This is a genomic window from Microlunatus phosphovorus NM-1, from assembly GCF_000270245.1.
GTDB classification, from domain to species: Bacteria; Actinomycetota; Actinomycetes; order Propionibacteriales; family Propionibacteriaceae; genus Microlunatus; species Microlunatus phosphovorus.
The window spans coordinates 5,216,941-5,240,724 of the sequence record NC_015635.1 but is presented as its reverse complement, the minus strand read 5'-3'; the positions used below and the strand labels follow the sequence as shown (position 1 = coordinate 5,240,724).

The following is a 23,784-nucleotide window of genomic DNA, read 5'->3' as shown; positions in this document are numbered from 1 at the left end:
CTCAGGCCGCCTTCGGATCGGTCGTCCGCTGCCGGGGTGCCGCCATGCTCGCTGCCCGCAACGAGTACGCGATCTTCTGCCGACCGTTGCCGACCTCCTTCAGGTACGGGGTCACGGTCAGCCCGTCCAACACCACCGGACGCACCGGGGTCCCCGCCACCACCGGCGGCACGACCGGCTCGATGTCGGCGGTGATCTTGACCTTGAACGTCCGCTCCCGTGCGTCGGGGTCGAAATCCATCACGTCGACCACCCACACCGGCAGACCGGTGTCTTTGTCCCTCGCCTGCACCCGGTTCTCCCGCGTCGACGCGTCGAAATCCGCCATCGGCGCTACCGCGCCCACGACACCGAGCCCGTGCGGGAACACCTGCTCGAACACCACCTGGAACGGACCTTGAACCGCCATCTCTCCACCTCCTGTGATCGCCCTTTCTGGGCATGCATCCAGGAGAACCGAGGGGTAGGGGACGCCGAAACTTCGCGGACGGGCAGTTCGGACGTCAGGGGACGCCCGAGGACGAAGGCGACGTGTCCCGAAATGTCCTACGTCAGGTCGAGGAGCCGGAGCAGTTCACTCGTGTCGGCCAGGTCTTGGACGACGAGTAGCCCGCCTGCCGCTCGCAGCTCATCTGCGCTGTACAGGCCCGAGGCAACGGCTAGGACTTCTGCACCCCCACGCTTCGCTGCCTCAATGTCTCTGGGGGTGTCACCGACGACAATCGCGCAGTGCGGTTCGCCATACTGCGGCCCGTATTTCGCGGCCGTACGCTGGCGCGCGATCTGCACCAGCCGGTAACGCTCCATGTGATCAGAGCCGTAGCCGCCGACGTCAAGATCGAAGTGGTCTCCGAGGCCAAGTGCCTTGAGCTTGACTTCCGCATTAGCCCGAATGTTCCCCGTCACCACCGTCTGCACCACGGGTGGACGAGACGCCAGAGCAGTGATCAACTCGACCGTTCCTGGAAGCACAGCGCCTCTGGCAGCCAAAGCTGCACGGTGTACGGCGCCCGCGCGCTGGAGGGCGTCAGCCGTGTCCACCCATTCGACGTCGCTGATTCCGTTCTCTACCAGCATCGCCTCCATGATCGCCAGATCCGTTCGACCGTTCGTTCGGGCGGCATGTCGAGGCACACGCCCGGTTAGAAGCTCGAACGCCGTCGAGTAGATCTCCTTGCTCACGCCAGAGTTCTCGATCAGCGTGTGATCGATGTCCCAGAGGATCACGCGCGGCACCCGATCACTGTAGCGTCGAGAAGAACGTCCTTCCGCGTCCTTGACATGGCCTGATACGTCCCGTGTACTAATGGAATGAATGAGCGGCTGAGATCCACGATGCTGCGCCGGGGGTTCACCCCTTCGAAGCTCGCCCGAACCTGCGACGTGAACGCCAAGACGGTCGAGCGCTGGATCAACTCTGGCCGTACGCCCCATCGAGAGACGCGATGGCTCGTGGCTCAGACACTCGATGTGGACGAGGTCTATCTCTGGCCTGAACTACTTGATGAGCCCACCCCAGAGCAGCGGGTCGAGTCTGTCGAGTCCGAACTGGTGAGGGTGTATCCGGACCGGTCGTCTGTTCCACGCGACACGTGGCTCCAGCTGCTGGGAACTGCGACCCGCAGCATTGACGTCCTGGTCTTCGCGGGAACATTCCTCGCGAACGTCAACCCGCGGATCGCCGACATGCTGGCCGAGAGGGCAGCAGCAGGGGTCGGCGTGCGCCTCTGCTGGGCCGACCCCACCAGCGATGCGGTCGAGATTAGGGACCGCGAAGATGGTCTGCGAGGAACCCTTGCCCACAAGGTCCGGGCGGCACTCACCTACTACCGGCCGCTGACCCCCGTCGCGGGCTGCGAAATACGACTTCACAGGGTCGGCGTCTACGCATCGCTGTTCCGCTTCGATGACGTCCTCCTCGCCAATCCACACATCTGGGGTGCGCCTGGGTCAGCGAATCCGGTGCTCCACCTTCGACGCATCGAAGGCAGCACATGGTTCGACGCATACCGGCGCAGCTTCGATGACGTCTGGGAAACCGCCATCCCGATAGATGAGGCGGAGGCAAGTCCTCAAGCACTCGCGGGATAGATCAAGACGGTCGCCCAGGCTTCACATGCACGACCCGTGCCGGCGTCGCCGAATCCGTCGTTTGACCGTGCCTTCACGGACACTTGAGACAGGTCGACGCCTAAAGCATCGGAGAGGTTTATGCGCATCGCCTCTAGATGCGGTCGCAGCTTGGTCGTTCCTAGGACCACGAAGGTGTCCACGTTGGCGATCTCATATCCGGCCGCTCTGACCAGGCCAGCTAGATGCCCTACGAAGTCAAGGCTGCGCGCGTCTTGGGCCGCTGGGTCGTCCTCGGGAAAGTGCGTGCCAAGGTCGCCGTCCGCGATGGCACCTGCGAGCGCGTCGACCAGGGCGTGGCTGAGCACGTCTCCATCTGAGTGAGTGTCGAACCCGGAAGGCGACGGCACGACGACACCGCCAAGAACCAGCGTGTGACCCGCGAACAGACCGTGCACGTCGTGCCCCGACCCGATACGAAAGGGCTGCTCCATCCGCCAACCGTAATAGACGGGCGCCACGGGCGGCGCAGCATGACGTACGTCTGATCATCATTCGTTCCACGGCCCGCCAGAGTCAGGCCCAGGGCGTGTCGCGAGACGACATGTCGGCGCTAGCGTGTCGATCCGCAAACGTCGGGAGCCAAAGCACTCGGCAGAACCACCCTACTTACCAGTTGCTCGGCGAAAGGACCGGCAACTAGGAATTTCACCCGCGTCGCCCGTTTATGGGCGCGCGCCAGAGGCGCCGCGTCTGCCTGCGCGGCCCCCCTCGCCGGTTTATCCGAGGCGCTCCCAAAGGGATGCTTAGGCGGCCTTGCTATCGATGTCTGCTGTCAGAATGCGCAACCAAGCAGCCGCTTCTCGCAGTCGCTCAGGAGGAAGGTCTTTCGACCCCCCGTGAACAACTCGGTTGCGCAATTGGCGCATAAATTCGAGTTCACGGAACTGCTGCGGAGAAATTAGTTTCCTCGCTGCCAGTCGCTTAGCCAGAGTCGGTAGGGGAGCAAGCCGCTCCCCCTCATCTCCCACAACGTCCCTCAGTAGGGTCTCAAACAGCACCCATGCAGCGATGAATTCTCCGACTGCCAACGTCTCCGGTGAGTCTGCCAGCAAGCTATCAACGGTAGTGCGACGGCGTTTCGAGGCGTGACGCGACGTCGACATTGCTCTTAGGTAGGCGTCGTACCGAGACTTGTCTCCGGCGAGCATGAGGTCTGCTAATTGATCAGCTACTGGCCGACGTTCGAAGTCCCGCTCGAGTAGATCGAGGTAGGGCTCTACCGACGAAGCAGTGGCGACTCCCTGCTCGACAAGGTACTCGAACAGGACGTCAACCCGACCCAAGGTCGCGTCGGTGAGTGAGGCGCCTAGCGCGGAAAGGCGGGTTCGGAGGAACTCCGCGAGCTCGTAGTGGTCTCGGAACGGCGTCGCGGCGGCAGCGACGCGCGCGTCCCCAGCCTTTTGCAGTTGTTCAAGGGCAATCTCGCCCGCGACCACCAGCCCGTTCAGCTGATCAAGGAGGGCATGTTCCGACGGCGATAGGCCACCTTCTAGCGGCTTGTAGACCAAGTCGTGCTCGACCTCCGACCACGCATGCATCAGGACCGACGCCACTTGAACCTCGACGATTGCTGACCCGTAGCGCTCTTGCCCGACGCTCAGTCGAGACGCAGGGATGAAGACTCGGAAGTGCCGCGCGCCGTAGCCCGGAAATCGTTGCCGGTGCTTATCGGTGTCCCCAGGCGATGACGGACCTTGACTCGTCGCATCGGTCTCGGCAGCGGTCTTCGGTACGGGCTCTATGGAGGGAAACCGCTTAGCCTTCCTCACATCAAGCGTGTCGCGGATAACCCGTTCGACCTCCTCCATCTGACCGGGAAAGTAGAGTGCTACGCGTGCTCCAGCTAGGTCCGCAATGTCCTCGCCAATTTCAGCGACGGAGCCGTAGGGCTGATTTTGACTGCGCTGCCGCAACTTCTCAATCAATCGATCCACCGACTTCGCTCGACTCGTCACAATGGCGCGAACCCCTGAACTGGCGAGATCCGCTTCGAGGAGACCTTGGGCGGTATGCGCCAGCGCCTCCCAGTAGTCGAACTGACGCTCGTACTGGCTCACAAAGTCGTCGATGACTCCCACGACACCCCCTTTTTCCGGATCGACAGACATGCTCGAAGGAGTGTATGACCCGACTCGTGGTTTGCAGCCAGCGAGGGCGCTCGCCGTGATCTGCGGCCTGCATGCCCACCTACCCGTAACGCCTCAACTCACCCGTAACCCCCCAACTTGTGTCGCCGGTGCCCAAGCCAGTACCGGACGGACCGCCCCCCAATGTCGCTTCTTTAGAGTTACATGGGTGTAGTCTCTGTTTGTGGCTGGTGTGACGCGTGAGGTGAGGTCGGCGGAGGAGCGGTTGCCTGATCGGGTCTCGATCGGGGTGCTGGCACGGTCGTTCCCGGCGGCGGTGCTGGATGAGGTGATCGAGGCGGCAGGGGTGCGGGAGGTCCGGTATCGGCGGCTGCCGGCTCGGTTGATGATGGTATTCACGCTGGCGTGCTGGCTGTTCATGCGGTCGGGGTACGGGTTGGTGCTGTCGAGGCTGGCCGATGCGCAGGCGTTGACGGGTGGCGGCTGGGGAGACTGGCAGGCTCCGGGAACGGGATCGATCACGAAGGCGAAGGCGAAGCTGGGCGCGGAGCCGTTCAAGCTGTTGTTTGCGCGGACGACGGTGCCGGCGGGGACGCCTGTGACGCCCGGGGTCTTTCATGCCGGGCTGCGGGTGGTGACGGTCGACGGGTTCACCCTGGATGTGCCGGACACGGCGGCGAACGAGGGGTTCTTCGGCCGTGGTGGCAACGGCAGCAGGTCGCAGAATCCGTATCCGCAGCTGCGGGCGCTGGTGCTGGCCGAGTCCGGAACCCGGGTGCTGCTGGCCGCCGCCCATGGGCCGTCCAGCACCGGCGAGCAGACCCTGGCCGTCGATCTGCTGCCCGCGCTCGACAGCGGGATGCTGGTGCTGGCCGACCGGAACTTCGCCTCCTGGAAGCTGTGGCAGGCGGCCGCCGGGACCGGCGCGCAGCTGTGCTGGCGGATGTCGGCATCGTTCACTCTGCCAGTGCGGCAGGTGCTGGACGACGGCACCTACCTGTCCCAGCTGAACCCGCCCTCCAAGAAGGACGGCGACCCGATCCCGGTCCGGGTGGTCGAGTACTCGGTGACCACCACCGACACCCACGGGGTCGAGACCTCCGAACTGTTCGCGCTGGCCACCACCCTGCTCGACGCGCAGGCGTACCCGGCGATCGAGCTGGCCCAGCTCTACCACGCCCGCTGGCAGGCCGAGACCGGTATCGCCGACCTGAAGACCACCATCCGCGGCGGCCCCGAAGTGCTGCTCCGCTCCAAGACCCCCATCATGGTCGAGCAAGAATTCTGGGCCATGCTGTGCGTCTACCAGGCGATCCGCGACCTGATCGGCTACGCCACACCCGCCGGGCTCGACCCCGGCCGGATCAGCTTCAAACGCGCCTTCCAAGCCGCCCAGGACTCCACGACCCGGGCGGCTCTCTCCCCCCAGCCGACCTGACCCGCGCCCTGGCCCACCTCGCCACGCAACTGACCAAACCCGCCAACCTGATCCCCACCCGCGACGGCCGCACCGCACCCCGCGCCCGTAAACGCGGCGGCTCCCACCGCTACGAACGCCGCAAGAGCAACGCCGCACCAGTCCGCACCGTCACCCACACCATCTGAGGTTCCCCCTGTTCCACGGACACTCGGGGTTGAGGGTCAGCCCGGACGGTCTGACCCTGTGGAACGGGTTTCAAACTCTATCGGCGACAGCATTCCAATACTCGAATGCCGACGTCTCCGATTATACCATGATTCTATCCATCGAAACATCGCGTTGGCAAGCTCGTCCCGGGTGAACCATACCTGCGAATCGAGCAGCTCGAGTTGCATTCTCTCCCAGAAGGACTCCATCATCGCATTGTCGTAGCAGTCGCCCACACTGCCCATCGACGGCACCAGCCCGGCATCATAGACTTTCTGACTGAATGCCCACGATGTGAATTGCGACCCGTGATCGGAATGCATGATCGTGTTATTGTCGACGTCCATCGGGTTGCGCCGCAGCACCGCCATCCCGAGCGCGTCGACCACGAGCTCCTTCCGCATGTTGTCGTCGATGGACCAGCCCAGGACCCGGCGGGACCAGGCGTCCATGACCGCGGCGCAGTACACCTTGCCCTCCACCGTCGGGTGCTCGGTGATGTCGGTCAGCCACAACCGGTTCGGACCGTCCACCGTGAACCGGCGGTTGACGAGGTCCTTGGCGGGGATGGCGTGCGGGTCCCGGATCGTGGTCCACGACCGACGCCGCCGGTACAGGCCCTGGATGCCGGCCTGGCGCATCAGCCGGGCGACCCGCTTCTGGTTCACCTGCAGGTCGTGCCCCAAGACCAGCTCGGCGTGCACCCGCGGCGCCCCGTACGTCTTCATGTCCTCATCGGCATGGATCTCCTCGATCAGCTTCAACAGCAGCGTGTTCTCCTGTTCCCGTGCCGATGCAGGCCGGCCGCGCCAGTCGTAGTATCCCGACCGCGACACATTCAGCACCCGGCAAGCCACCGCGACATCAATCCCGTCATCGGCCATTTCATGGACCAGCCCGTACACTATTTTGGGAGAACATTCTCCTGGGCAAAATAGGCGGCCGCCCTTTTCAAGATCTCGACTTCCATCTCCAGGCGCCGTTTATCCCGGCGCAGCTCGACCAGCTCCTTCTTCTCCCGACTGGTCAACGCCGTCTCGCTACCACCGGCAGCGTCGGTCTCGGACTGCTCCATCCAGCGACGCAGACACGATTCGGAAATTCCCAGATCTTTCGCCAACTCAGCAACTGGCTTGGACCGCTCACGAGCAAGCTCGACCGCACGACGGCGGAACTCAGGCGGGTGAGGAGCAGGCACAACGACATCCTCCCTGGTGACCAGTGGCCACCTCAGGTCAGGTGTCCGTCAAACGGGGGGAAGTCCAATCGTCCTCCACCCCCTCAAACCACCCCAACCCTAAAAGAAGCGACATTGGACCGCCCCCACTCTCACTTCGACAGAAGATCAGAGCCATTCGGGCGGACAGGACGTACTGCTGGATCTGGCTCTACTGGATCAAGCGGCTCGCTGCGCTCGCCGGGCTGCGGTCCGTGTCCTCGCTCGCTGCGCTCGCTGCGGGCCGGTCCTCGCCAGGCCTAGTACTCGTCCCGCAGGCCCAACTCATCCCAGAAGTCTTCTGCGTCCTCGAACGCGTCTTCGCTCTCGCTTCGGCCTACAAGTAGTCCCGCTTCTCTTATAGAGTCATGGAGCTCTGCGCCCAACCACGGCTCGACGCACTTGGCGTAGTTGATTAGGCCAATCAGCCGGCGCTTACCTGTTGAACCACTGCCGAATCCGTGAAGCGTCGCATAGTGCACTTCCAGGCGCAGGAACCGCTTCATTCGTCTGGGCAGGTGTGGGCCGCTCTCCACGTCGACCGACAAGCCAGTGACGTACTGCGCCCCCCCGGATCGCATGAACCTCGTCTTCCGAGCGTTTATCGTCCAGCCCCGCGCCACTATCTGTTCGGCTATAGTTGCCAGCGTGTCATCAGTGATGGTCTCTCCTGAAAAGACCAAGTCGTCGACATATCTCGTGTAAGTCAGATCGAGCCGAGCCGCGATTTCCTGCAAGTCGCGGTCCGTAGAATTGAATACGAGATTGGCGAGGAGCGGGCTGGTGCTCAAGCCGGCGCGCATTCGGCCGTGAATTGTTGTACAGCGCGCGAGCAGCTCAGCGGTCTCATCGTCGACATCGAGAACTTTAAACGCATCGCTGATATCGCTGGTAGATATAGAGTCGAAAAAATCCTTTAGGTCCACCCGCAACACAACGGGGCGCGCCAAATGCATGCTCGCATTAGTCAGTATGCTGCGCCCGCGCACGCATCCGTGCACGCAGTCCATAGGTTCGAAACCCAACTCGGCCTCAAGGACTCTTCTCAACGACTTCAGCATCCCGTCAAGTGCAACAGTTGGCCGCACGACGTGTCTGGTCTTGGATTTTCCGGACGAGATTCGTATTACGGAGTGGCCGGCCCCGGCATCGAAAATTCGCGCCAGCCGATCGAGACTCCCGGGAGCGTATCCCATCTTCAATTCGAGCTCTCGCACTCGCGAAAGAGTCATGCGAGGCTCATAAGGAGGTGGGGGCGAGCCGAAGCGCCAGTTGGAACGATCAACGCGTGCGACCTCGCACACCTAGGGCGTCGCCCCCACCCAGTTCAGACTGTATCACTTCCGAGAATGGAAGGTCTCGGCGTGCAATCGTTCCATGCTCCAGCGAGCGGATCACGGAGATAGATCGCCTTATGGCGTTTAAGTTGCGCCAGGTGAAGTCCTTCGTTGAGACTGATTTTGGCGGGCAGTTCCTAAAGCCAGCCCACCACCGCGAAAAAGTCAACATTGTGTAATCAGAGATCGCCAACAGCGGCGGATCCTGCTTTTCGCAAATCTTAAGTTGCACTGTCGGTCGCGGGCGGCTCACGTTTCTCAATGAGTTGGCCGCAACCTTTCCGAAGTATCGTTCCATTTCGGAATTCTGCTCGAAGTACAATCGAATGAGCGGTCGTGAACGATATCTTTGAAATAGAGTCCGCAGCAGCTCTCTGTATAGCAGCAGTGTTAGGCGATTCTTTGTCCGCGCCTGTGATTCGGTGAAGAAGATGAAGCTGCTGAATCCGATAGCGTGCGCTTGGAACGCAATAAAGCGATCAGCAATCGCTTGATCGTCATTTGACATATGGAAGCCGTCCTTGACGAACTTCTTGAAGCTCTCCTGATCGGCCATCCAACTGTAACTTGTGAGATCTGCGTATAGGTTCTCGATTTCGGAATTGATCGCAGAGAAGTCACTGTCTGCAACGGCGGCTCCGACACAGACCACCGGGGAGAACGACTCGTCCAACGCAATATGGATCGTGCCTTCAGGATCGTCGATCCGAGATTCGGTGCGTTGGACACGGTCTCCAACGGTGACCCACTGTTGCGGCATGTACTTGATCGTAGCCCCGTTGGCGTCAGCGCAGCAGGGCTTGTTCAAAGTCGTGGTTGCGGCGTGGTGTCGGGTTGACACGCCATGGGTGAGGTATAAGCCGGGCGGGCACGGTGGATACCGGGATCGTGGTGGGTGCTTGACGTCCACTGCCGATCGATCGGAGTCCTGCCGTGCCCGCACCCGTATCTTCTCTCATCCCGGCCGCTGATGCGCTGCGCGCCCATCAGGTCGAACCCGGTCACGGTGTTCCGGTCGAGGTGTGGGAGGTGTTGTCGATCATCACCGATCCGCGGGGCCGGCGGGGCCGCCGGTATGAGCTGGCCACCGTGCTGGTGGTCGCGTTGGCCGCGGTGGTCGGCGGATCACGGAGTCTGGCTTCGATCGCCGGATGGGCAGCGGATCTGCCCACCTGGCATTGGCCACGGTTGGGGATCACCCGGCGGCCGCCGAGCCTGTCGACGATCCGCCGGGTGCTGTTGCGGGTCGACCCGGAGGTGGTGGACGCGGTCCTGCACGCCTGGCTGGCCACGCTGACACCGGTCTCGTCGCGGTGGCGGGCGGTCGCGGTGGATGGCAAGACCTGCCGCGGCGCCCGCGGTGTGGATGGGTCGAGGGTGCATCTGTTCTCGATCGTCGACCATGCCACCGGGGTGCCGTTGGGGCAGGTCAACGCCGGCGGGAAAGATCATGAGATCGCCGCGTTCGCGGCGGTGTTGGACCGGATCAACCTCAACGGCGTCATCGTCACCGCCGATGCTCTCCACACGCAACGTGGCCATGCCCACTATCTGCACCGGCACGGCGGCCGGTACGTCTTCGTGGTGAAACGGAACCAGCCCACCTTGTACGACCAGCTCGCCGGGCTCCCGTGGAGCAAGGTGCCGGTCGCTCATCGTGTGGTGGAGAAAGGGCATGGGCGACGGGAGTCCCGTACCCTGCAGCTGACCGGTGTCCGGGCCGGGATCGGGTTCCCGCACGCCCGGCTCGTCGGCCGGATCGTGCGGAACCGGACCGAGACCGCCACCGGCGAGACCACGCAGGAGATCGTCTATGTGGTCACCAGTCTCGGCTGGTCAGACATCGCCCCGGCCGACCTCGCGACCTTGGTCCGTGGTCATTGGAGCATCGAGAACAAGGTGCATTGGGTGCGTGATCTCACCTTCGACGAGGACCACTCCACCGTGCGCACCGGCACCCTGCCCCAGCTGATGGCAACCCTGCGCAACACTGCGATCGGACTCCTCCGACTCCGCGGGAAACACACCAACATCGCCGCCGCGACCCGCAGCCTCGGTCGCCAAACCGGCCAACTGCTCGACCTGATCGATCACGCCCAGGTCACACCAGTCACAACAGAATCAACTTTGAATTGACCCTGGTCAGCGCAGACTCCGCACTGCTAGTTGAAACTGATGCGGCAGTTCGTGCTGTCTAGGCGCCGAACCGGCGACTGATCTCCACGCGAATCTGCCTTCGGGCACTAGCTCTTCTTGAGGCGTCCTGAATCTGATCCCGGACCCCACCCTCTCCAGGTCGTCCGATGTAGGACTGAAAAGAGTCTGAGGCGTTCACCACGACACCATTGTCATCGGAGCGGTCCTCGGCGGCCTCTAGCGCGGCATCGCACCACGATTCTTGCATTTCAATCTCAGCCATCACCGGTGCGATAAGTTCGAGCAAATCTTCATGTGGAACAGGATCCCGCGACGTCTGATAGATCCAGCGCTGCAGCAGAACTGCGACACCGTGGTCGCTCAACGAAGTATTTCGCTTCTCTAGCTGCAGGCACCCGCTATCCGCCGAGTGCAACTCACTCAACTCCACGACGTATTGCTCTGAGGGGCCCCCGGGTCCACGTACGGGAAACAGATCATAGTAGCCTGTACGCCACCGTCGCGAGGAGAGGTTCTGATCGAAGGGACTTACCCTCGCAGTCAGAATACGCTCCTTCAGTTTGGCTCCACGCCGCATGGAACACGGGTGGCTCATTATCATCACGAGACCCTCCGCGTCGCCTCCTCTCGAACAGGACACGTCCTGAAAAATGTCACCAAACATAATCGGTCGGCTTATCGGAACACTGTCAGTTCCGAGGAGTATGGCGTCCATATCAGTAGGATCAGCGAGGATCTCGTCTGCCATCGCGTTCACCCGTCTAGTAGGTCGTGAGCACTTCTATTGCTTTCGGCGCCTCAGGCTGCGGACTCCGTCTGAATCAAGCGTTACATCAAACTGTCGCCTACGGTTGATGCGCCAGTCTGCGTCGAAAGCGTCCATCGCTTGAGTTGCAGTCTTTCGCTGGAACGCGGAATCTAGCACGAGATCGAAGCGCTCCGCGGCAACAAGGTCGATGTACCGAACAGTATGGTCCCCAACCAGCGGTGTCAGAAGCCAGCCGGCCGCATCGACGACGAACGCTTCTTCTGCTAGATCGAGCAACGCAGCAACACGCGCAAGTCCAAGACGGTTGGCCGCCGTGCACTCTCCATTCTTTCTCCACTTCCGAACCGCGGACAGGCTGACGCCAATCGAGGTGGCGATGTCGTTCCATCCCAGTCCTCGTTCGTACAATTCGTCTAGGAGAGCGACGACGCCTCTCTTGGCTTTTATGGCGGCCCTATCATCGAGGTCGTAGCGTTGGAATGACTGGTGCAACTCCTGCGAGTCAACGTTCAGAACGTTGACGACGTCCCGAAGGCCCGCGGTCATCGAACGAAGCTCGCGAATTTGCTGCGATCCAGCGCCGGTGGAATCGTGCGAGGTCTGAAGAACCGGCATAGCTGGCTGCGTTTCAACCCTAGACATAGTTATCTTTCAGTTTGGCGGATTGTCTGAATTCATGAGTTGTAGCCCATCCAAATCCACCTTTGACAGGATTGTGGACAGCCTTCAATTGCCTGGAAATCTTCTCAATATCGAAGGGTTGAATTGAGTCAGGAATCCGTGGCCAGAAACCGTCAAAATCGATGACGCAGAAGTTGCCTGCCGCCGCGGGCGTGACCCAACGCTTCAGTGGGTCATTTCCGACGACGCCCAAGCCCGTTTGTGTAGCAACCCTGGTGGTTAGTGCACAGTTGTCAGCGAGCGAGAACTGGAGGTGTACTTCCAGGTCTCGGAGTTGTGGTCTATCTCCATCAACATTTCGGTGAACTTCACCCTCGCTGCGCACGAGAGTCGTAACCAGTTCAGGTGCGATCCACTGTTTCCAGTCGTCAAATGACTGGACTGGCCGGGTTGGCCAGACCTCATTTATGTAGCGAAGGCCCAGCCGCTCGTACCCAGCTGGTCGTGCATGTTCCGATATCAGGTGAAGACACGCAATGAACTCGCCCAGAAAGGTTTCGAACCCTGGGTATCTAGTGGTCTCATAAACGATTGATGTGTTCGTGACAACAAGGCTGCGCGAATTGGCGAGGTCTAGGAACCGCCAGCCGTCCTCGATCTCCACTTGGATGTTTCCGTCCTTTGGAACGAGGCGCTGCCGTTTCTCTGCGCGCAAGACCGGGAGTTCCGCTAACGCTTCCTGCAGCAGCTCGGCAGTCTCACCCTTGCTGAGTCGCGGCGCGAACGGCACCCTTATCTCGATCACGGCGTACACCAGCGGATGCGGCACTGGTGTGTCCATACGGACCCCCTTCGTAAGTAGCAACACTCAAACTAGCACTCAAACACGTACCTGCGGACGTACTGGTATGGATACCTGCACTCGTACGCTCGCACACACCTCTGACAGTCCTGCCAGGTGCGGGTGCGGTAGGCGCCCGCAGGTCACGCGGTCGGCCCGGCACAAACGGGACCGAGCGTCACGTCTGGGTGCGCGGGTTCACGCTCAGCAAAGCCTCCACCAACATGTTCGGAGCGTCTCGCGGATGCGCAGCGCGTCGGGAGACACGTCAGCGTGACGAATGTTCGCCCATTCAGGTCCGGGCTGGGGCCACAGACATCAAGCCACGTCACGTCGGGAACCGGTTCCAGTCGGACCTCTCGCCGCGTGCGGAGGTCCGCGGTTTGTGGCGCTGTGGCAGCCAAAGCGGCAGCCAGCAGCGTTCACTTTGGCGGTCTAGATCGCCCGGCAGTGGACAGATTCACGCTCAAGCGTGACCCGGGGGGACGACTCCCGATCGACTCGTAATGCGTAGGTCTGGGGTTCAAATCCCCAAGGCGGCTCCAGTCTTGGTTCTGCGCGGCGGATGTATCTGGCTGCAACCGTCGGGTCACTGATCTGTGTGGACCTCGACCTGCTCCGATTCCTGGGCATCACCGTGGTGGTGATGGCTGTGCCAGGGCCGTCGGTGCTGTTCGCCATCACCCAGCGGGTTCAGCACGGCCGAGTGGCCGGCATCGTTGCGGTGCTCGGGCTGGAGACCGGGCTGCTGGCCCATGTGCTCGCGGCCTGCCTGGGGGTCTCGGCCGTCATCGCCGCGTCGCCGGCTCTGCTGACCGTGCTGCGACTCGGTGGGGCGGGTTATCTGGCGTTCCTCGGGCTGCGGCAGCTGGGGATCAGGCTGCCCCTGGATTCCGGGGTCCTGAGCCCCGGGGTGCACCATCCAGCTCGGACGATGGCGGCGCCGGTGTCGGCTCCAGATCCCGGCCGCACCTTGTGGGGGATCTTCCGAGCCGGCCTGCTGGTCGATCTGCTCAACCCCAAGTCTCTGGTGTTCTTCCTCGCACTGGTTCCGCAGTTCATCCCCGGAGGCGTTATGTCGGCGCCGCTCGCCACCACGATGATCACCTGCGTAGTGGGCCTCGGGCTGTTGTTCGACGGCGGCTACGCAGCCCTCGCCGGCCGGATCCAGCGCACGGCTTTGGCCCGTGCCAGGCATTGGGGACCACCGTTGGCGGGCTGGTGCTTCCTCCTGCTGGCAGCCACCATCGTTGTCGGTTGACGCGACGAGCCATCTCCAAGATCGAACCCGAGCGTCTTCTTACGTTGAACTCTGGGCTATCGATGGCGCGCATCGACCAGCACAACGGATCCGTACGCTAGACATATCCCGTGAGCAAGCGCGTCTTGATCCTGTCCGCGGGTGTCGGTTCGGGCCACAACATGGCCGGTGGTGTCATCGAGAAGTTCCTGAACGCCACGCCGGGGGTGTACGCCGACATCGTCGATGTCCTCGAGCTGTCCAACGATGCCTACCAATATCTCTACGGCAAGACCTACTTCAAGCTGGTCGATGCGGTGCCGTGGCTGGTCGGCTGGGGCTATGACTCCAACGATCCGCCGTTCAAGCTCAAGAAGCCGGTGGAGATGTTCGACCGGCTCAACACGATGGGGACCGTGAAGCGGATCAAGGGCTTCAACCCGGATGTGGTGGTCTGCACTCACTTCCTGCCTGCCCGGCTGGCGGCCCTGCTGCAGGCGCGGGCGGTCATCGACGCGCCGATCTTCGTGGCGACCACCGACTACGACTTCCAGGGTCTGTGGCTCAACCCTCCGTTCAGCCGGATCTTCGTGGCGCGTGCGGAGACCAAGGCCTATATGGAGGCCATCGGCGTGCCGGCAGACCGGCTCACCGCGTCGGGAATCCCGGTGCGCCCGCTGTTCGGCGAGCCGGTGGACACCGACGCCGTCCGAGAACGGTACGACCTGGATGCGAGCAAGCCGTTGCTGCTGCTGTCGGCCGGAGCGGCAGGCGGCAGCTACACCACCGCCGTGGTGAAGCAGACGTTGCGGATGACGAGCAAGTTCCAGGCCGTGGTGATCTGCGGGCACAACGCGGAGCTCAAGTCCGAGGTCGAGACCCTGGTTGCCGGGCGAGAGGACGACTATCGCGTGCTCGGTTACTCCACCGACATGCCCGACCTGATGCGGATCGCCTCCCTCTTCGTCGGCAAGCCAGGGGGTCTGTCGTCGTCGGAGTGCATGGCCGCCGGGTTGCCGATGGTGCTGATCAAGCCGATTCCGGGGCAGGAGGACCGCAACAGCGACTATCTGCTGGAGTCCGGCGCCGCGGTCAAGTGCAACTATGAGAACACCATCGGCTACAAGATCGACGAGGTCCTGGCCGAGCCCGGGCGGTTGGAGCGGATGGCAGCCAACGCTCGCCGGATCGGTCATGCCGACGCGGCCGAGACGGTCGCTGCCGCCGTCGCCGATGACAACGCCCCGCCGCTGTGGATCACCCAGGAAGCGCGCGAGTCGATGGTCGCCGCGAGCGAAGCCGGCATCTCGGTGGTCGATCTGCCCGCCGAGCAGCGACTGCGTACCCTCTATCACCGCGACAGCGGGCGTTCTGCAGCGGTGCTCACCGAGGGCCAGCTCGACTCGTTGGTCGCCCAGCAGGCCGCGAGATTCGGCGATGGCACGGTGACGATCAGCGTCGAGGACCTGCTGAATCAGCGTCGCTGGCGTCGCTCCGACCCCGACCTGCTGCACGAGCTACGGCGTGCCATGGGCCAGTCGACCGAGGCGACCTTCGACCTGCGGTAGGCCATGGGCCAGACCGGATCGACCGGTCGGTGCAGCCCTTCGGTGGGGGAGTCCCTCGATTCATCCCTGGCGATCCCCTGGTTCACAGGCTCGGCACAGGAACACCGGGTTCTCTGGAAGGCGTGCTGATGCCGACCGTCTCCAGCTCCCGACCGACCAGGGAAAGCCCGCGCCCCGATGCGGCGTACGACCTCGTGCTCGTCGGTGGTGTGCCCGGTGCCGGCAAGTCCACCGCCATCGCCCAGGCCACCGATGACCTCGATCATGTCCGTGCCGTCGACCCCGAAGACATTTCCTGGTGGCTGCGGCGACAGCTGCCGGCCGGCACTCCGTACCACAGCTATCGCTGGCTGGTTCACTTCCTGCACACCGTCCGGGTGCTGATCCAGCTGCTGCAGGGTCCGGCCGCGGGGCGGCGATTGGTCGTGCACGACCCCGGTACGCGGGTGCGTCGCCGCGGCCTGTTCCTGGCCCTCGCCCATCTGGCCGGCTGGCGCACCGTCTTGCTGTATGTCGATGTCGATCGGTCGGCGGCCCAGGATGGTCAGCGTCGCCGCGGTCGCGTGGTCGAGTCCTTTGACGAGCACTGGCACAGCTGGCAGGCCTTGCGTCCACAGCTCGTCGCGAACGCCGAGCAGAGTGGTCCACCTCGGGCCGATCAGGCGACGCAGGTCGGCTCGACTCTGGCTCGCTCCGAGCCGTCCGATGCGGTGCTGCTGGTAGATCGCGCAACTGCCGCCCGGACGCTGCGGCAGCTGTGCTGACCTCCTCCGGGCGTTCTCAGTAGTCGCGGCTGCGGGCGGGACCCAGACTCGGGATCCAGAAGATGACGATGCTGAGCAGCGCGACGGAGGCCAGGGCCATCAGCTGCGGGAGCACCCACCCGAGGCCGGCCACCATCGCGCCGGTCAGGGCGAGCAATTGGGCGAACACCTGAATCGCCAGATAGCGGCGGAGCGGTAGCGCCAGCGCCCGAAGCTCGATCCGGGCCGTGATCGACGTCTGTCCGGCGATCGCGGCCAGCTGCAGCATCAGCGGCAGCGCGGCCACCAGCAACGGCGTACGCCAGGGGGCACCGGGTTCGACATCGAAGGCCAGGAGCAATCCCAGGACGATCACCAAGGCGCCGCCGACCAGCGAACCCGGGACCCAGAACAGTGCCACCAGCAGCCCGATCACGATCGCCCAACCGGGGGGCCCGGGCACTACCATCAGCCCGCAACCGAAGCCGATCAGCGCGACAATCGCGCGCAGCACGACACTCGGAATCGCCGGGGCGGTGTGGATGTGCACCCTGGGGAGCCGGGGGCGATGTCGCCCTGGGAGGTAAGCCAGCAACCAGCTGGTGAGCTGTGCCCACAGCCGGGGCAGTCCGGTACGCAGGGCAGGATCGCGGACGCCACCCTTGGCCATGCGGTCCTTCGGGCGGCGGCGCCGCGCGACCCCACCGCCCGCCGAGCCGGACTCCCGAAGACCATCGGGCGGCAGCTTGTCGGTCATCGCCGACCCCGCAGCCTGGCCAGCAGACCCAGTTCGAGCCCCGGATCGCGCTCGGGGTCCATCCAGGCCAAGGTCTCGACCCCGACGGCTGCGAGCCGGGTGATCCGGTCCACCCGTTCCATCGCGACGATCCGGTAGGCGATCCACAGTCGCTCCGGGATTCCGGAGATGAGCAACCGCGGCATGGTGTCGACCGCCAGCACGCGGTGCCCCGCCCGGCGCCAGGCGTGGGCCATCGCGGTGGCATCGTCATCGAGGAAGGTGGAGAAGAGCACGATCAGCGCGCCCGAGGGCAGTCGGGGGATGCGCTGCCGATGAGTCGGCTCACCCTCCGGTTCGGCCAGGGCGAGCTGCTGGGTGAGGAGCTGCAGCTGGCGTCGGCCACCGGCCGGGGGAGCGGGCCGGCGTAGCTTGCCGAGATCCTCCAACCCGACGCGGTCGCCGACGGCCAGATATTGCCGAGCTAGGGACACCGCCGCATGTCGGGCGACGTCCAGGGAGGTGGACTCGTCCTCCCGCAACTGGGTCGCGTCACCCCAGGTCGCCACCCGCGGTCCGACCTGATCCCGCGAGTCGATCACCAGCATCACGGTGGCGTCCGCGGTGGCGAAGGTGCGCCGTACATAGAGCCGGCTGATCGTCCGAGTCGGCCGGGGTGCTCCCGCCTCCGCCGATCCGCCGGCACTGGGAGCGGTCCCAGCGCCAGCGTTCCTGGGACCGGCGCCCTTCGGATTCCCGAGTACCGCCGGGGCCGTGTTCAGCCGGGCGGTGACCCGCCAGTCGACCCGCCGCAGCCGGTCGCCCGGCGTGAACAGTGCGACGTCGTGCAGGTCGCCGCCGGATCCGGCCCGACGCGAGGCGTGTGGTCCGGTCAGCCCCTGCAACCGGTACGGCAGCGGCAGCTCGGTCAAGGATCGTGCGCTGGGCAGGATCGTCATGGTCGCCGGCGCATCGGTCACGGCCGCCGTACTGAGCAGCGCATCGGGACCGACCGCACGGTGTGCCAGCCCGAACAGCTCGCGCCGCCCGGTGCGTACCGTCCGCATGGTCGCAGTGAGCGTCCGCGACTCAGCAGCGACCAGCGCCTCTGCGGGTCGGTGGCCGGGCGCGCGGACGCGGAGCGTCAAGGCCGTCGGCAGCTCGGCAGGTTCGAGCGCGACCTCGACCTTGATCTCGTCGGACAGCCCGGTCGGCTGGTCCTCTCCCCGGAGCTGGGCCGAAGGAGTTCGCTGGGATCGACTGGAGGTGCTCCAGGCGACGCCAAGCAGCAGCGGTACGCCGATGGCCACGATGTCGGGGCGCCGGGTCACCAACCCGAGTGCAAGCAGCACCACACCGGCCGCGAGCCACCCGATTGCTGCCGGCGCGAGTTGCCAACCCCCAGTTCGCACCATTTCGGTCATCTTCGCACCAGGTACGACGCCCGCCAACCGATCGGCGCGCCTGTTTCGACTCCGCACCAAGTACGGGTCGCCCGATTCCGACTTCGCACCAGGTGCTGTCACCGCGCACCATTTCGAGTGGCCTGATTCCGACTTCGCACCAGCTGCTGTCACCGCGCACCAGGTAGACCTGGTGCGCAGTAGACCTAAATGGTGCGAAGTCGAGATCGGGTTGGGCCGGCATCCCTCGGGGCCGACTGATGCGAAGTCGAGATCGGGTTGGGCTGCAGCGGACTCGCAGTGGATTTGGAGGGGACCGCAGGAAATGGTGCGAAGTCGAGATCTGGCGTCGGGCTGGTGCTCAGTGACCGATGCTGGCCGGGCCGGGCACCTGGTCGAGCTGGAGCTGCACCACATCGGCGGCCAACAACCCTGATGCCCAGGTCTGCGGATTGAGGGTGATCCGGTGCGCCAGCGCGGCGACGGCGACCTCTTTGACGTCCTCAGGCAGGACATAGTCGCGACCCGAAAGTACCGCCAGTGCCCGCGAGACGAGCAACAGGGCCAGGGAGCCACGCGGCGAGGCACCGACCTCGACGCCAGGATGTCGCCTGGTGCTGGCGGCGATCGCCACGCAATAGGACACGATGTCGGGATCGACGTCGACCAGCTCGATGCCGGCCTGCATCGCCAGCACCGTCCCGGGACCCACCACGGGCTCCACCAGAGCCTCGTCCGATCTGCGGGCCAGACGGCGGGCGAGTACGTCGACCTCGGCTGCGCGGCTCGGGTAGCCCACCGACAGTCGCACCATGAACCGGTCGAGCTGCGCCTCGGGCAGGGGATAGGTCCCCTCGTACTCCACCGGATTCGAGGTGGCCATCACGTGGAACGGCTGCGGCAGTACGAAGGTCGTGCCCTCCACCGTGACCTGCCGCTCGGCCATCGCCTCCAGCAGCGCGGACTGCGTCTTGGGGGCGGTCCGGTTGATCTCGTCGGCCAACAACAGCCCGGTGAACACCGGCCCGGGCCGGAACGCGAACACCGCGTCGGCCGGATCGTAGACATAGGAGCCGGTGATGTCGGCCGGCAGCAGATCCGGTGTGCACTGCAGCCGCCGAAACTCCAGTCCCAACGCCGAGGCCAGACTGCGGGCGGCGAGGGTCTTGCCCAAGCCCGGTACGTCCTCGAACAGGACATGTCCGCCGGCCAGCAAAGCGGCCAACGCGATCCGCAGCGGCTGATCCATCTCCACGACCACGGTGCCGACCCGTTCCAGCACCTGCCGGGAGAGCCGAGCCACCTCCCCGACCGTCAGGGCCTGGACGGCCCCTTCCTGACCTGTGACCGCCTGCCCCGTGACCGCCTGATCGGCAACCGCCTGGCCAGCGACCGCCTGATCGGCAACCGGTCGACCGCTGTGAGCTCCGTCGTTCATCAGACCCCCGAGATCGTCCGTCGTGGTGCCGCGATCTTCTCCACCGCGGTGACAGCGGCCACGAAGTCGGCGTACTGAGGTCGTTCATCCGGCTCGCTGATCACCCGGTACGCCCGCTCGCCGAGCGCGAGCTGGCAGCCCAGATAGTCGCGCGGGTCGGTGACGTCCAGTCCCTGCGCGGCGAGTCGGTACGCGGCGATGTCATGCAGGCGCCGCACCGACTGACGTTGCACTCGCGACTCGTAGCCCTGCATCGACCACGACAACCGGGCGACCTCCCGACGGACACCGGTGTCGGCGCGTGCGTCACCGTCGTCCGGCCAGGACTGGTCGAGGTTCACTGCGGGCGAGCGTCGCAGCCCCATGAGCGACGCCAGGACCGCAGCCAGCACGAAGGCATGCAGCAGGTCGACGCCCAGCAGCCAGAGCAGCCCACCGGTGACGAGGATGCCGATCCCGTTCAGCATCACCCGCCACCCGTCTGGTCGCAGGTTGGGCCACGGGGACGAAGCCTCGGTCATGGCTGGTCCTGGACGGTGTGTCGCATCGCGGTGTCGAAGCTGCGCCAGATCCGGGCCAGTTTGATCACCGCGGTCCGCGCGCTGCGTACCTCGTCATCGGTGATCGGGTGCCGAGAGAAGCGTGCCTGGTGATAGAGCCGGAGCAGCGTGTCGACCGACGCCGGGTCGGCCTGGGTGGCCAACAGCACGAGACCGGTGAACTCCGTCGGGCTGTCGGATGGTCGACGGGCGGCGCCCGAAGCGGCGGCAGCCTCCTCCAGGGCGAGCCAGCAGCGCAGGATCAGGTCGCGCGGCTGCCCGCCGGTCTCGGCGAGGATGCTCTCGGCGGCCTCCGCGCCGCGCACCAAGGTCGCCAGATCCGGTTCCGCGGCGAGCGCCCCGGCAGGTGTGGTGTCGGGAGGCCCTTCGACAGCGACGGCACGTCGCGGGCGCTGCCGCCACAGCCAGCGCCCGAGATAGATCAGTACGACCAGGACAGCCAGGCCGACCAGGACGGTCAGGACTCCCGCGATCCAGTGCTGAAGCGGGCTGGGTGGGGTCAACGGCGGCGGATGGGTGGGCGGCTCATAGGTGGTCGGTGGCGCTTCGAGATTGGGAGAGAGATTCTCCAGCCACCCCCGTGGCTCCAGTCGCCAGCCGCCTGCTGTGCTGGCGGCGACGATGGCCACCATGAGGACCAGGGCGATGAAGGCCCGGGCCGGCGATAGCAGCGGCGCCCGTGACGTCGCTGGCGTTTGAGCTCGCCGAGCCAGCATGGGCTCAGGATAGTTAGTCGGGCCTCCCGGTGTCAGGTACCGAGAGACAGGTGGGTGTTCGGTCAGGTCCGTACGGACAGCGGTCAGCTCCGCAACGGACGGGTGAGGGTCAGCGGATCGGCCAGGCAGGCGTCTCGCGCCAGCATGGCTGCCCCACGGGCCACTCGAGGTTCCAGCGTCTCCAGCGTGGCGACCAGAGTGGCCGAGAACGCCGGATCGGCAAGCCGCTCGCTGAGCTGTGAGTCGAAGGACTCCTGCAGGTACGGCGACAGCACGCCGACATACCCACCGATGATCGCGGCGTGCGGGTTGAGCACCCCGAGCACGTCATCGATCACCTGGCCCAGCGCACTCCCGGCCTCGGCCAAGGCGCTCAGCACCTGGTCATTGCCGGCTTCGGCCTCGTTGCGCAGCAGTTCCAGCGCTCCGATCGGATCGTCGATCACCTTCTGGGCCGCCTCGTCCGCACCCAGCAGGCCGCTGCGTACGAGCAGTGCCTCGGGACCGAGAACGCTGCTCAGCCGATCCGGCCGGTCACCGCCCGCTCCGCTGACGTGGGCCTGGGCGAGGTCACCGGCGACGCCGTGCGCACCACCGAAGATCTGCCCGCTGACGATCAGACCGCTGCCGACCTCCCGCAGGCCGCCGACATAGACGGCCACCGAGTCCACCGGTAGGCGAACCTCGGTCCGGGCTGCGTACAGACCCGCGAGTTGGCAGTCGTTGGCGACGCCGACGTGAATACCGGTCAGCCCGGTCTCGGCCAGCACCTCGCGGATGCGTTCCCGGATCGGGAACTCGGTCCACGGCAGGTCGGCAGCCCGCTCGAGCTGACCGCGGTCGCGTACCACCACGCCCGGGAGACCGATCTCGACCGAGATCACCTCCCGATCGGCCCGCACTTCGGCGAGGCGCCTGACGAGCACCTCGCGTACCTGGGCGAACGCTTCTTCTGGTTCAGTGCCGCGGAGCGTGACTGGATCGTTGGCCAGCCAGAGCTCCTCACCACCCATGGTGGTCGCGGCGATGGCTACGTTGTCGTGAGCCAGATCGATACCGATGGCGCACCACGGAGCACCATCCATGTCGATTGGGCGAGTAGGCCGCCCGGCACCCGGTCGTCGGACCGGATCCAGCTCTTTGACCAGTCGGCGCGACTTGAGGTCGCCGATCAGGTCGGTCAATGTGGAGATCCCTAAGCCGCATCCACGAGCGATGTCGTGACGACTGCAGGGTCCATGATCTCGGACGTAGCAAAGGACTTGGGTTAGATTGCCGTGGCGCAGATCCCCCGATCCTCCGCTGCGTCGTGCTCCCTCAGGAGCCGGCGCATATGGCATGCCGGAGATGCTAGTGCCATCTTGGAAAGAATCTCGGGAGTTCGGCGAAATACGGGAGATCATTCGGCCCCCAGACGGTAGTGACAGCGATGCGAGGTCACATTCGAGTATTTCCTGTGTGAGGTATATCACGAAATCGACAACATGTCCGTCGTCCGAACTGTCCCCAACCCAGCGGGGCCGAGCTCAGAAGGGCCCGTTCGGCGGCTGGCAGGCGCTCAGGAGTCGCGGATCTGGGGCAGTGCATACGAGAGGGTCACAGGTTGCTGGCCGGTCGGTTCCTCGCCGGGTGTCACGATCAGCATCGGGCATGATGATCGCGTCGGATGAGCACTGACTGAGGATTTCCCAGGTACGGTGAGGCGCACGATGACCAGTCACCATCGGGGCGCCTCCCACGACCTCGGCGATGTGCCGGCGGCGTACGATCGAGCGGCCCCGACGTACGACAAGATGGTCAACCTCACTCCCGGCTATCACCGGCACCTGCAGTCCGCTGCCGATGCCCTGGTGGAGTGGCTGCCGGCGGGCGTCGGGCTGACGGTGGTCGACCTGGGCTGCGGGTCGGGGGCCTCCACCGATGCCCTGGTCAACAGCATGGGGCACCGCGGCGAAACCTATGCGGCGATCGGCATCGACGCCTCGGCCGGGATGCTGACTGAGGCACACTCCAAGCCCTGGCCCACCTGGGTGTCGTTCCTGGAGGGTCGGGCGGAATCGCTGGCGTCGTTGGTGCCGCCGGTGTCGGGGGTGTTCGCCGCCCATCTGTTCCGCGACATCGTCGACCGCGACGCCCTGCTGCGCTCGATCTGGGAGGCGCTGGAACCCGGTGGCGTACTGGTCGTACAGGACTGCTGCCCGGCCGGGTCGACCCGGGCTCGGGTGACCTGGAACGCGGTGTCCTGGTCAGCGGCCATCCCGCTCGCGAAGGCGATCACCCGCGACTCAGCCCTCTATCGCCACCTGTGGCGGACTGCCCTCGACAACGACTCGGTCGATGTCCTCGCCGAACGGATGCTGAGGGCTGGATTCGTCGACGTCGAGCACCGTACGGCCCCCGGCTGGCCCCGCGGGATCCGCTACACCTTCCGGGGGCGTAAACCCCGTTGAGCCCATCGGCGCTGAGCCCAACGACGCGGAGGGGACCCGATGATCGCTCGTCTGCCCGCGGGGGCGAGAGAGGGGGACGTTTCGCGCCCGCGGGCCACGGACGGTCTGCGGTTGCGCGTGTTCTGTGTACGTCTTGCGCCGC

General features: G+C 64.7%; 24 protein-coding genes. 7 read left to right on the top strand and 17 right to left on the bottom strand.

The window, feature by feature from the left end; genetic code table 11:
- Position 1 precedes the first annotated feature (1 nt).
- Entirely contained in the window at positions 2–409 is a 408-nt protein-coding gene (locus MLP_RS23760; RefSeq protein WP_013865769.1) for a hypothetical protein, read from the bottom strand.
- A 137-nt stretch (positions 410–546) separates the two neighbouring features.
- Entirely contained in the window at positions 547–1,236 is a 690-nt protein-coding gene (locus MLP_RS23755; protein ID WP_013865768.1) for an HAD family hydrolase, read from the bottom strand.
- Between the two features lie 234 nt (positions 1,237–1,470).
- Between MLP_RS23755 and MLP_RS23750 the strand changes: the two genes are divergently transcribed.
- Entirely contained in the window at positions 1,471–2,091 is a 621-nt protein-coding gene (locus MLP_RS23750) for an XRE family transcriptional regulator (protein WP_197536469.1), read from the top strand.
- Here the strand turns inward: MLP_RS23750 and ispF are convergent.
- Both ispF and MLP_RS23740 read right to left on the bottom strand, forming a co-directional pair.
- Entirely contained in the window at positions 2,073–2,564 is a 492-nt protein-coding gene (ispF, locus tag MLP_RS23745; protein ID WP_013865766.1) for a 2-C-methyl-D-erythritol 2,4-cyclodiphosphate synthase, read from the bottom strand. The genes MLP_RS23750 and ispF overlap by 19 nt on opposite strands.
- 312 nt (positions 2,565–2,876) lie before the next feature.
- Complete coding sequence (locus MLP_RS23740; RefSeq protein ID WP_013865765.1) at positions 2,877–4,241, bottom strand: GTP pyrophosphokinase; 1,365 nt, start codon at positions 4,239–4,241, stop codon at positions 2,877–2,879.
- A 202-nt stretch (positions 4,242–4,443) separates the two neighbouring features.
- On the opposite strand from MLP_RS23740, the gene MLP_RS23735 reads away from it, so the two are divergent.
- Positions 4,444–5,658 carry an IS4 family transposase gene (locus MLP_RS23735; protein ID WP_013862764.1) on the top strand — a complete coding sequence of 405 codons (1,215 nt, stop codon included), beginning with the start codon at positions 4,444–4,446 and terminating at the stop codon, positions 5,656–5,658.
- Positions 5,659–5,861: 203 nt separating this feature from the next.
- Here the strand turns inward: MLP_RS23735 and MLP_RS23730 are convergent, their stop codons facing one another.
- From MLP_RS23730 to MLP_RS23715, 4 genes are all read right to left on the bottom strand, one after another.
- Entirely contained in the window at positions 5,862–6,731 is an 870-nt protein-coding gene (locus MLP_RS23730) for an IS3 family transposase (RefSeq protein ID WP_041790759.1), read from the bottom strand.
- A gap of 20 nt (positions 6,732–6,751) precedes the next feature.
- Positions 6,752–7,045, bottom strand: a complete 294-nt coding sequence (locus MLP_RS23725) for a transposase (RefSeq protein WP_013861031.1) — start codon at positions 7,043–7,045, stop codon at positions 6,752–6,754.
- 278 nt (positions 7,046–7,323) lie between these two features.
- A complete protein-coding gene (locus MLP_RS23720) occupies positions 7,324–8,280 on the bottom strand; it encodes a reverse transcriptase family protein (RefSeq protein ID WP_172641626.1) in 957 nt (318 codons plus the stop codon).
- Between the two features lie 64 nt (positions 8,281–8,344).
- A complete protein-coding gene (locus tag MLP_RS23715; RefSeq protein WP_013865763.1) occupies positions 8,345–9,160 on the bottom strand; it encodes a hypothetical protein in 816 nt (271 codons plus the stop codon).
- Positions 9,161–9,333: 173 nt separating this feature from the next.
- On the opposite strand from MLP_RS23715, the gene MLP_RS23710 reads away from it, so the two are divergent.
- Positions 9,334–10,536: an ISAs1 family transposase gene (locus MLP_RS23710; RefSeq protein WP_013863144.1), complete on the top strand. Its 1,203-nt coding sequence runs from the start codon at positions 9,334–9,336 to the stop codon at positions 10,534–10,536.
- A 58-nt stretch (positions 10,537–10,594) separates the two neighbouring features.
- Here the strand turns inward: MLP_RS23710 and MLP_RS28190 are convergent, their stop codons facing one another.
- The 3 genes from MLP_RS28190 to MLP_RS27680 all read right to left on the bottom strand — a co-directional run bounded on the left by MLP_RS28190 (position 10,595) and on the right by MLP_RS27680 (position 12,788).
- A complete protein-coding gene (locus MLP_RS28190; RefSeq protein ID WP_156821282.1) occupies positions 10,595–10,987 on the bottom strand; it encodes a hypothetical protein in 393 nt (130 codons plus the stop codon).
- 351 nt (positions 10,988–11,338) lie between these two features.
- Positions 11,339–11,941, bottom strand: a complete 603-nt coding sequence (locus MLP_RS23700) for a hypothetical protein (RefSeq protein ID WP_041790541.1) — start codon at positions 11,939–11,941, stop codon at positions 11,339–11,341.
- Between the two features lie 19 nt (positions 11,942–11,960).
- A complete protein-coding gene (locus tag MLP_RS27680) occupies positions 11,961–12,788 on the bottom strand; it encodes a TIGR04255 family protein (RefSeq protein WP_156821281.1) in 828 nt (275 codons plus the stop codon).
- 565 nt (positions 12,789–13,353) lie between these two features.
- Here MLP_RS27680 and MLP_RS23695 point away from each other — a divergent pair.
- From MLP_RS23695 to MLP_RS23685, 3 genes are all read left to right on the top strand, one after another.
- Positions 13,354–14,049, top strand: coding sequence for a LysE family translocator (locus MLP_RS23695; protein WP_013865760.1), 696 nt, complete (start codon positions 13,354–13,356; stop codon positions 14,047–14,049).
- A gap of 110 nt (positions 14,050–14,159) precedes the next feature.
- A complete protein-coding gene (locus MLP_RS23690) occupies positions 14,160–15,596 on the top strand; it encodes an MGDG synthase family glycosyltransferase (RefSeq protein WP_013865759.1) in 1,437 nt (478 codons plus the stop codon).
- A gap of 128 nt (positions 15,597–15,724) precedes the next feature.
- Positions 15,725–16,360, top strand: coding sequence for an AAA family ATPase (locus MLP_RS23685; protein ID WP_156821280.1), 636 nt, complete (start codon positions 15,725–15,727; stop codon positions 16,358–16,360).
- 16 nt (positions 16,361–16,376) lie between these two features.
- Here the strand turns inward: MLP_RS23685 and MLP_RS23680 are convergent, their stop codons facing one another.
- The 6 genes from MLP_RS23680 to MLP_RS23650 all read right to left on the bottom strand — a co-directional run bounded on the left by MLP_RS23680 (position 16,377) and on the right by MLP_RS23650 (position 22,376).
- Positions 16,377–17,096, bottom strand: a complete 720-nt coding sequence (locus tag MLP_RS23680) for a hypothetical protein (RefSeq protein WP_013865757.1) — start codon at positions 17,094–17,096, stop codon at positions 16,377–16,379.
- Positions 17,093–18,490 carry a DUF58 domain-containing protein gene (locus MLP_RS26835; protein ID WP_013865756.1) on the bottom strand — a complete coding sequence of 466 codons (1,398 nt, stop codon included), beginning with the start codon at positions 18,488–18,490 and terminating at the stop codon, positions 17,093–17,095. Before MLP_RS26835 ends, MLP_RS23680 begins: the two co-directional genes overlap by 4 nt.
- Before the next feature lie 349 nt (positions 18,491–18,839).
- Positions 18,840–19,916: an AAA family ATPase gene (locus tag MLP_RS23665; protein ID WP_013865755.1), complete on the bottom strand. Its 1,077-nt coding sequence runs from the start codon at positions 19,914–19,916 to the stop codon at positions 18,840–18,842.
- Entirely contained in the window at positions 19,916–20,437 is a 522-nt protein-coding gene (locus tag MLP_RS23660; protein WP_013865754.1) for a hypothetical protein, read from the bottom strand. Before MLP_RS23660 ends, MLP_RS23665 begins: the two co-directional genes overlap by 1 nt.
- Positions 20,434–21,192 (bottom strand): DUF4129 domain-containing protein, encoded by a 759-nt coding sequence (locus MLP_RS23655; RefSeq protein ID WP_013865753.1) that lies wholly within the window; start codon positions 21,190–21,192, stop codon positions 20,434–20,436. Before MLP_RS23655 ends, MLP_RS23660 begins: the two co-directional genes overlap by 4 nt.
- Positions 21,193–21,275: 83 nt before the next feature.
- Positions 21,276–22,376, bottom strand: coding sequence for an ROK family protein (locus tag MLP_RS23650; RefSeq protein ID WP_041790538.1), 1,101 nt, complete (start codon positions 22,374–22,376; stop codon positions 21,276–21,278).
- Positions 22,377–22,901: 525 nt separating this feature from the next.
- On the opposite strand from MLP_RS23650, the gene MLP_RS23645 reads away from it, so the two are divergent.
- The gene (locus MLP_RS23645) at positions 22,902–23,642 is read left to right on the top strand and encodes a class I SAM-dependent methyltransferase (RefSeq protein ID WP_013865751.1); all 741 of its coding nucleotides are present in this window, start codon (positions 22,902–22,904) and stop codon (positions 23,640–23,642) included.
- Positions 23,643–23,784: the final 142 nt, after the last annotated feature.

Bases quoted from the DNA above. Each gene is read 5' to 3' on its own strand.
- MLP_RS23760 (WP_013865769.1), bottom strand. From the start codon at position 409: ATGGCGGTTCAAGGTCCGTTCCAGGTGGTGTTCGAGCAGGTGTTCCCG.
- ispF (WP_013865766.1), bottom strand. From the start codon at position 2,564: ATGGAGCAGCCCTTTCGTATCGGGTCGGGGCACGACGTGCACGGTCTG.
- MLP_RS23740 (WP_013865765.1), bottom strand. From the start codon at position 4,241: ATGTCTGTCGATCCGGAAAAAGGGGGTGTCGTGGGAGTCATCGACGAC.
- MLP_RS23730 (WP_041790759.1), bottom strand. From the start codon at position 6,731: ATGGCCGATGACGGGATTGATGTCGCGGTGGCTTGCCGGGTGCTGAAT.
- MLP_RS23715 (WP_013865763.1), bottom strand. From the start codon at position 9,160: ATGCCGCAACAGTGGGTCACCGTTGGAGACCGTGTCCAACGCACCGAA.
- MLP_RS23700 (WP_041790541.1), bottom strand. From the start codon at position 11,941: ATGCCGGTTCTTCAGACCTCGCACGATTCCACCGGCGCTGGATCGCAG.
- MLP_RS27680 (WP_156821281.1), bottom strand. From the start codon at position 12,788: ATGGACACACCAGTGCCGCATCCGCTGGTGTACGCCGTGATCGAGATA.
- MLP_RS23695 (WP_013865760.1), top strand. From the start codon at position 13,354: ATGTATCTGGCTGCAACCGTCGGGTCACTGATCTGTGTGGACCTCGAC.
- MLP_RS23685 (WP_156821280.1), top strand. From the start codon at position 15,725: ATGCCGACCGTCTCCAGCTCCCGACCGACCAGGGAAAGCCCGCGCCCC.
- MLP_RS23680 (WP_013865757.1), bottom strand. From the start codon at position 17,096: ATGACCGACAAGCTGCCGCCCGATGGTCTTCGGGAGTCCGGCTCGGCG.
- MLP_RS26835 (WP_013865756.1), bottom strand. From the start codon at position 18,490: ATGGTGCGAACTGGGGGTTGGCAACTCGCGCCGGCAGCAATCGGGTGG.
- MLP_RS23665 (WP_013865755.1), bottom strand. From the start codon at position 19,916: ATGAACGACGGAGCTCACAGCGGTCGACCGGTTGCCGATCAGGCGGTC.
- MLP_RS23660 (WP_013865754.1), bottom strand. From the start codon at position 20,437: ATGACCGAGGCTTCGTCCCCGTGGCCCAACCTGCGACCAGACGGGTGG.
- MLP_RS23655 (WP_013865753.1), bottom strand. From the start codon at position 21,192: ATGCTGGCTCGGCGAGCTCAAACGCCAGCGACGTCACGGGCGCCGCTG.
- MLP_RS23645 (WP_013865751.1), top strand. From the start codon at position 22,902: ATGACCAGTCACCATCGGGGCGCCTCCCACGACCTCGGCGATGTGCCG.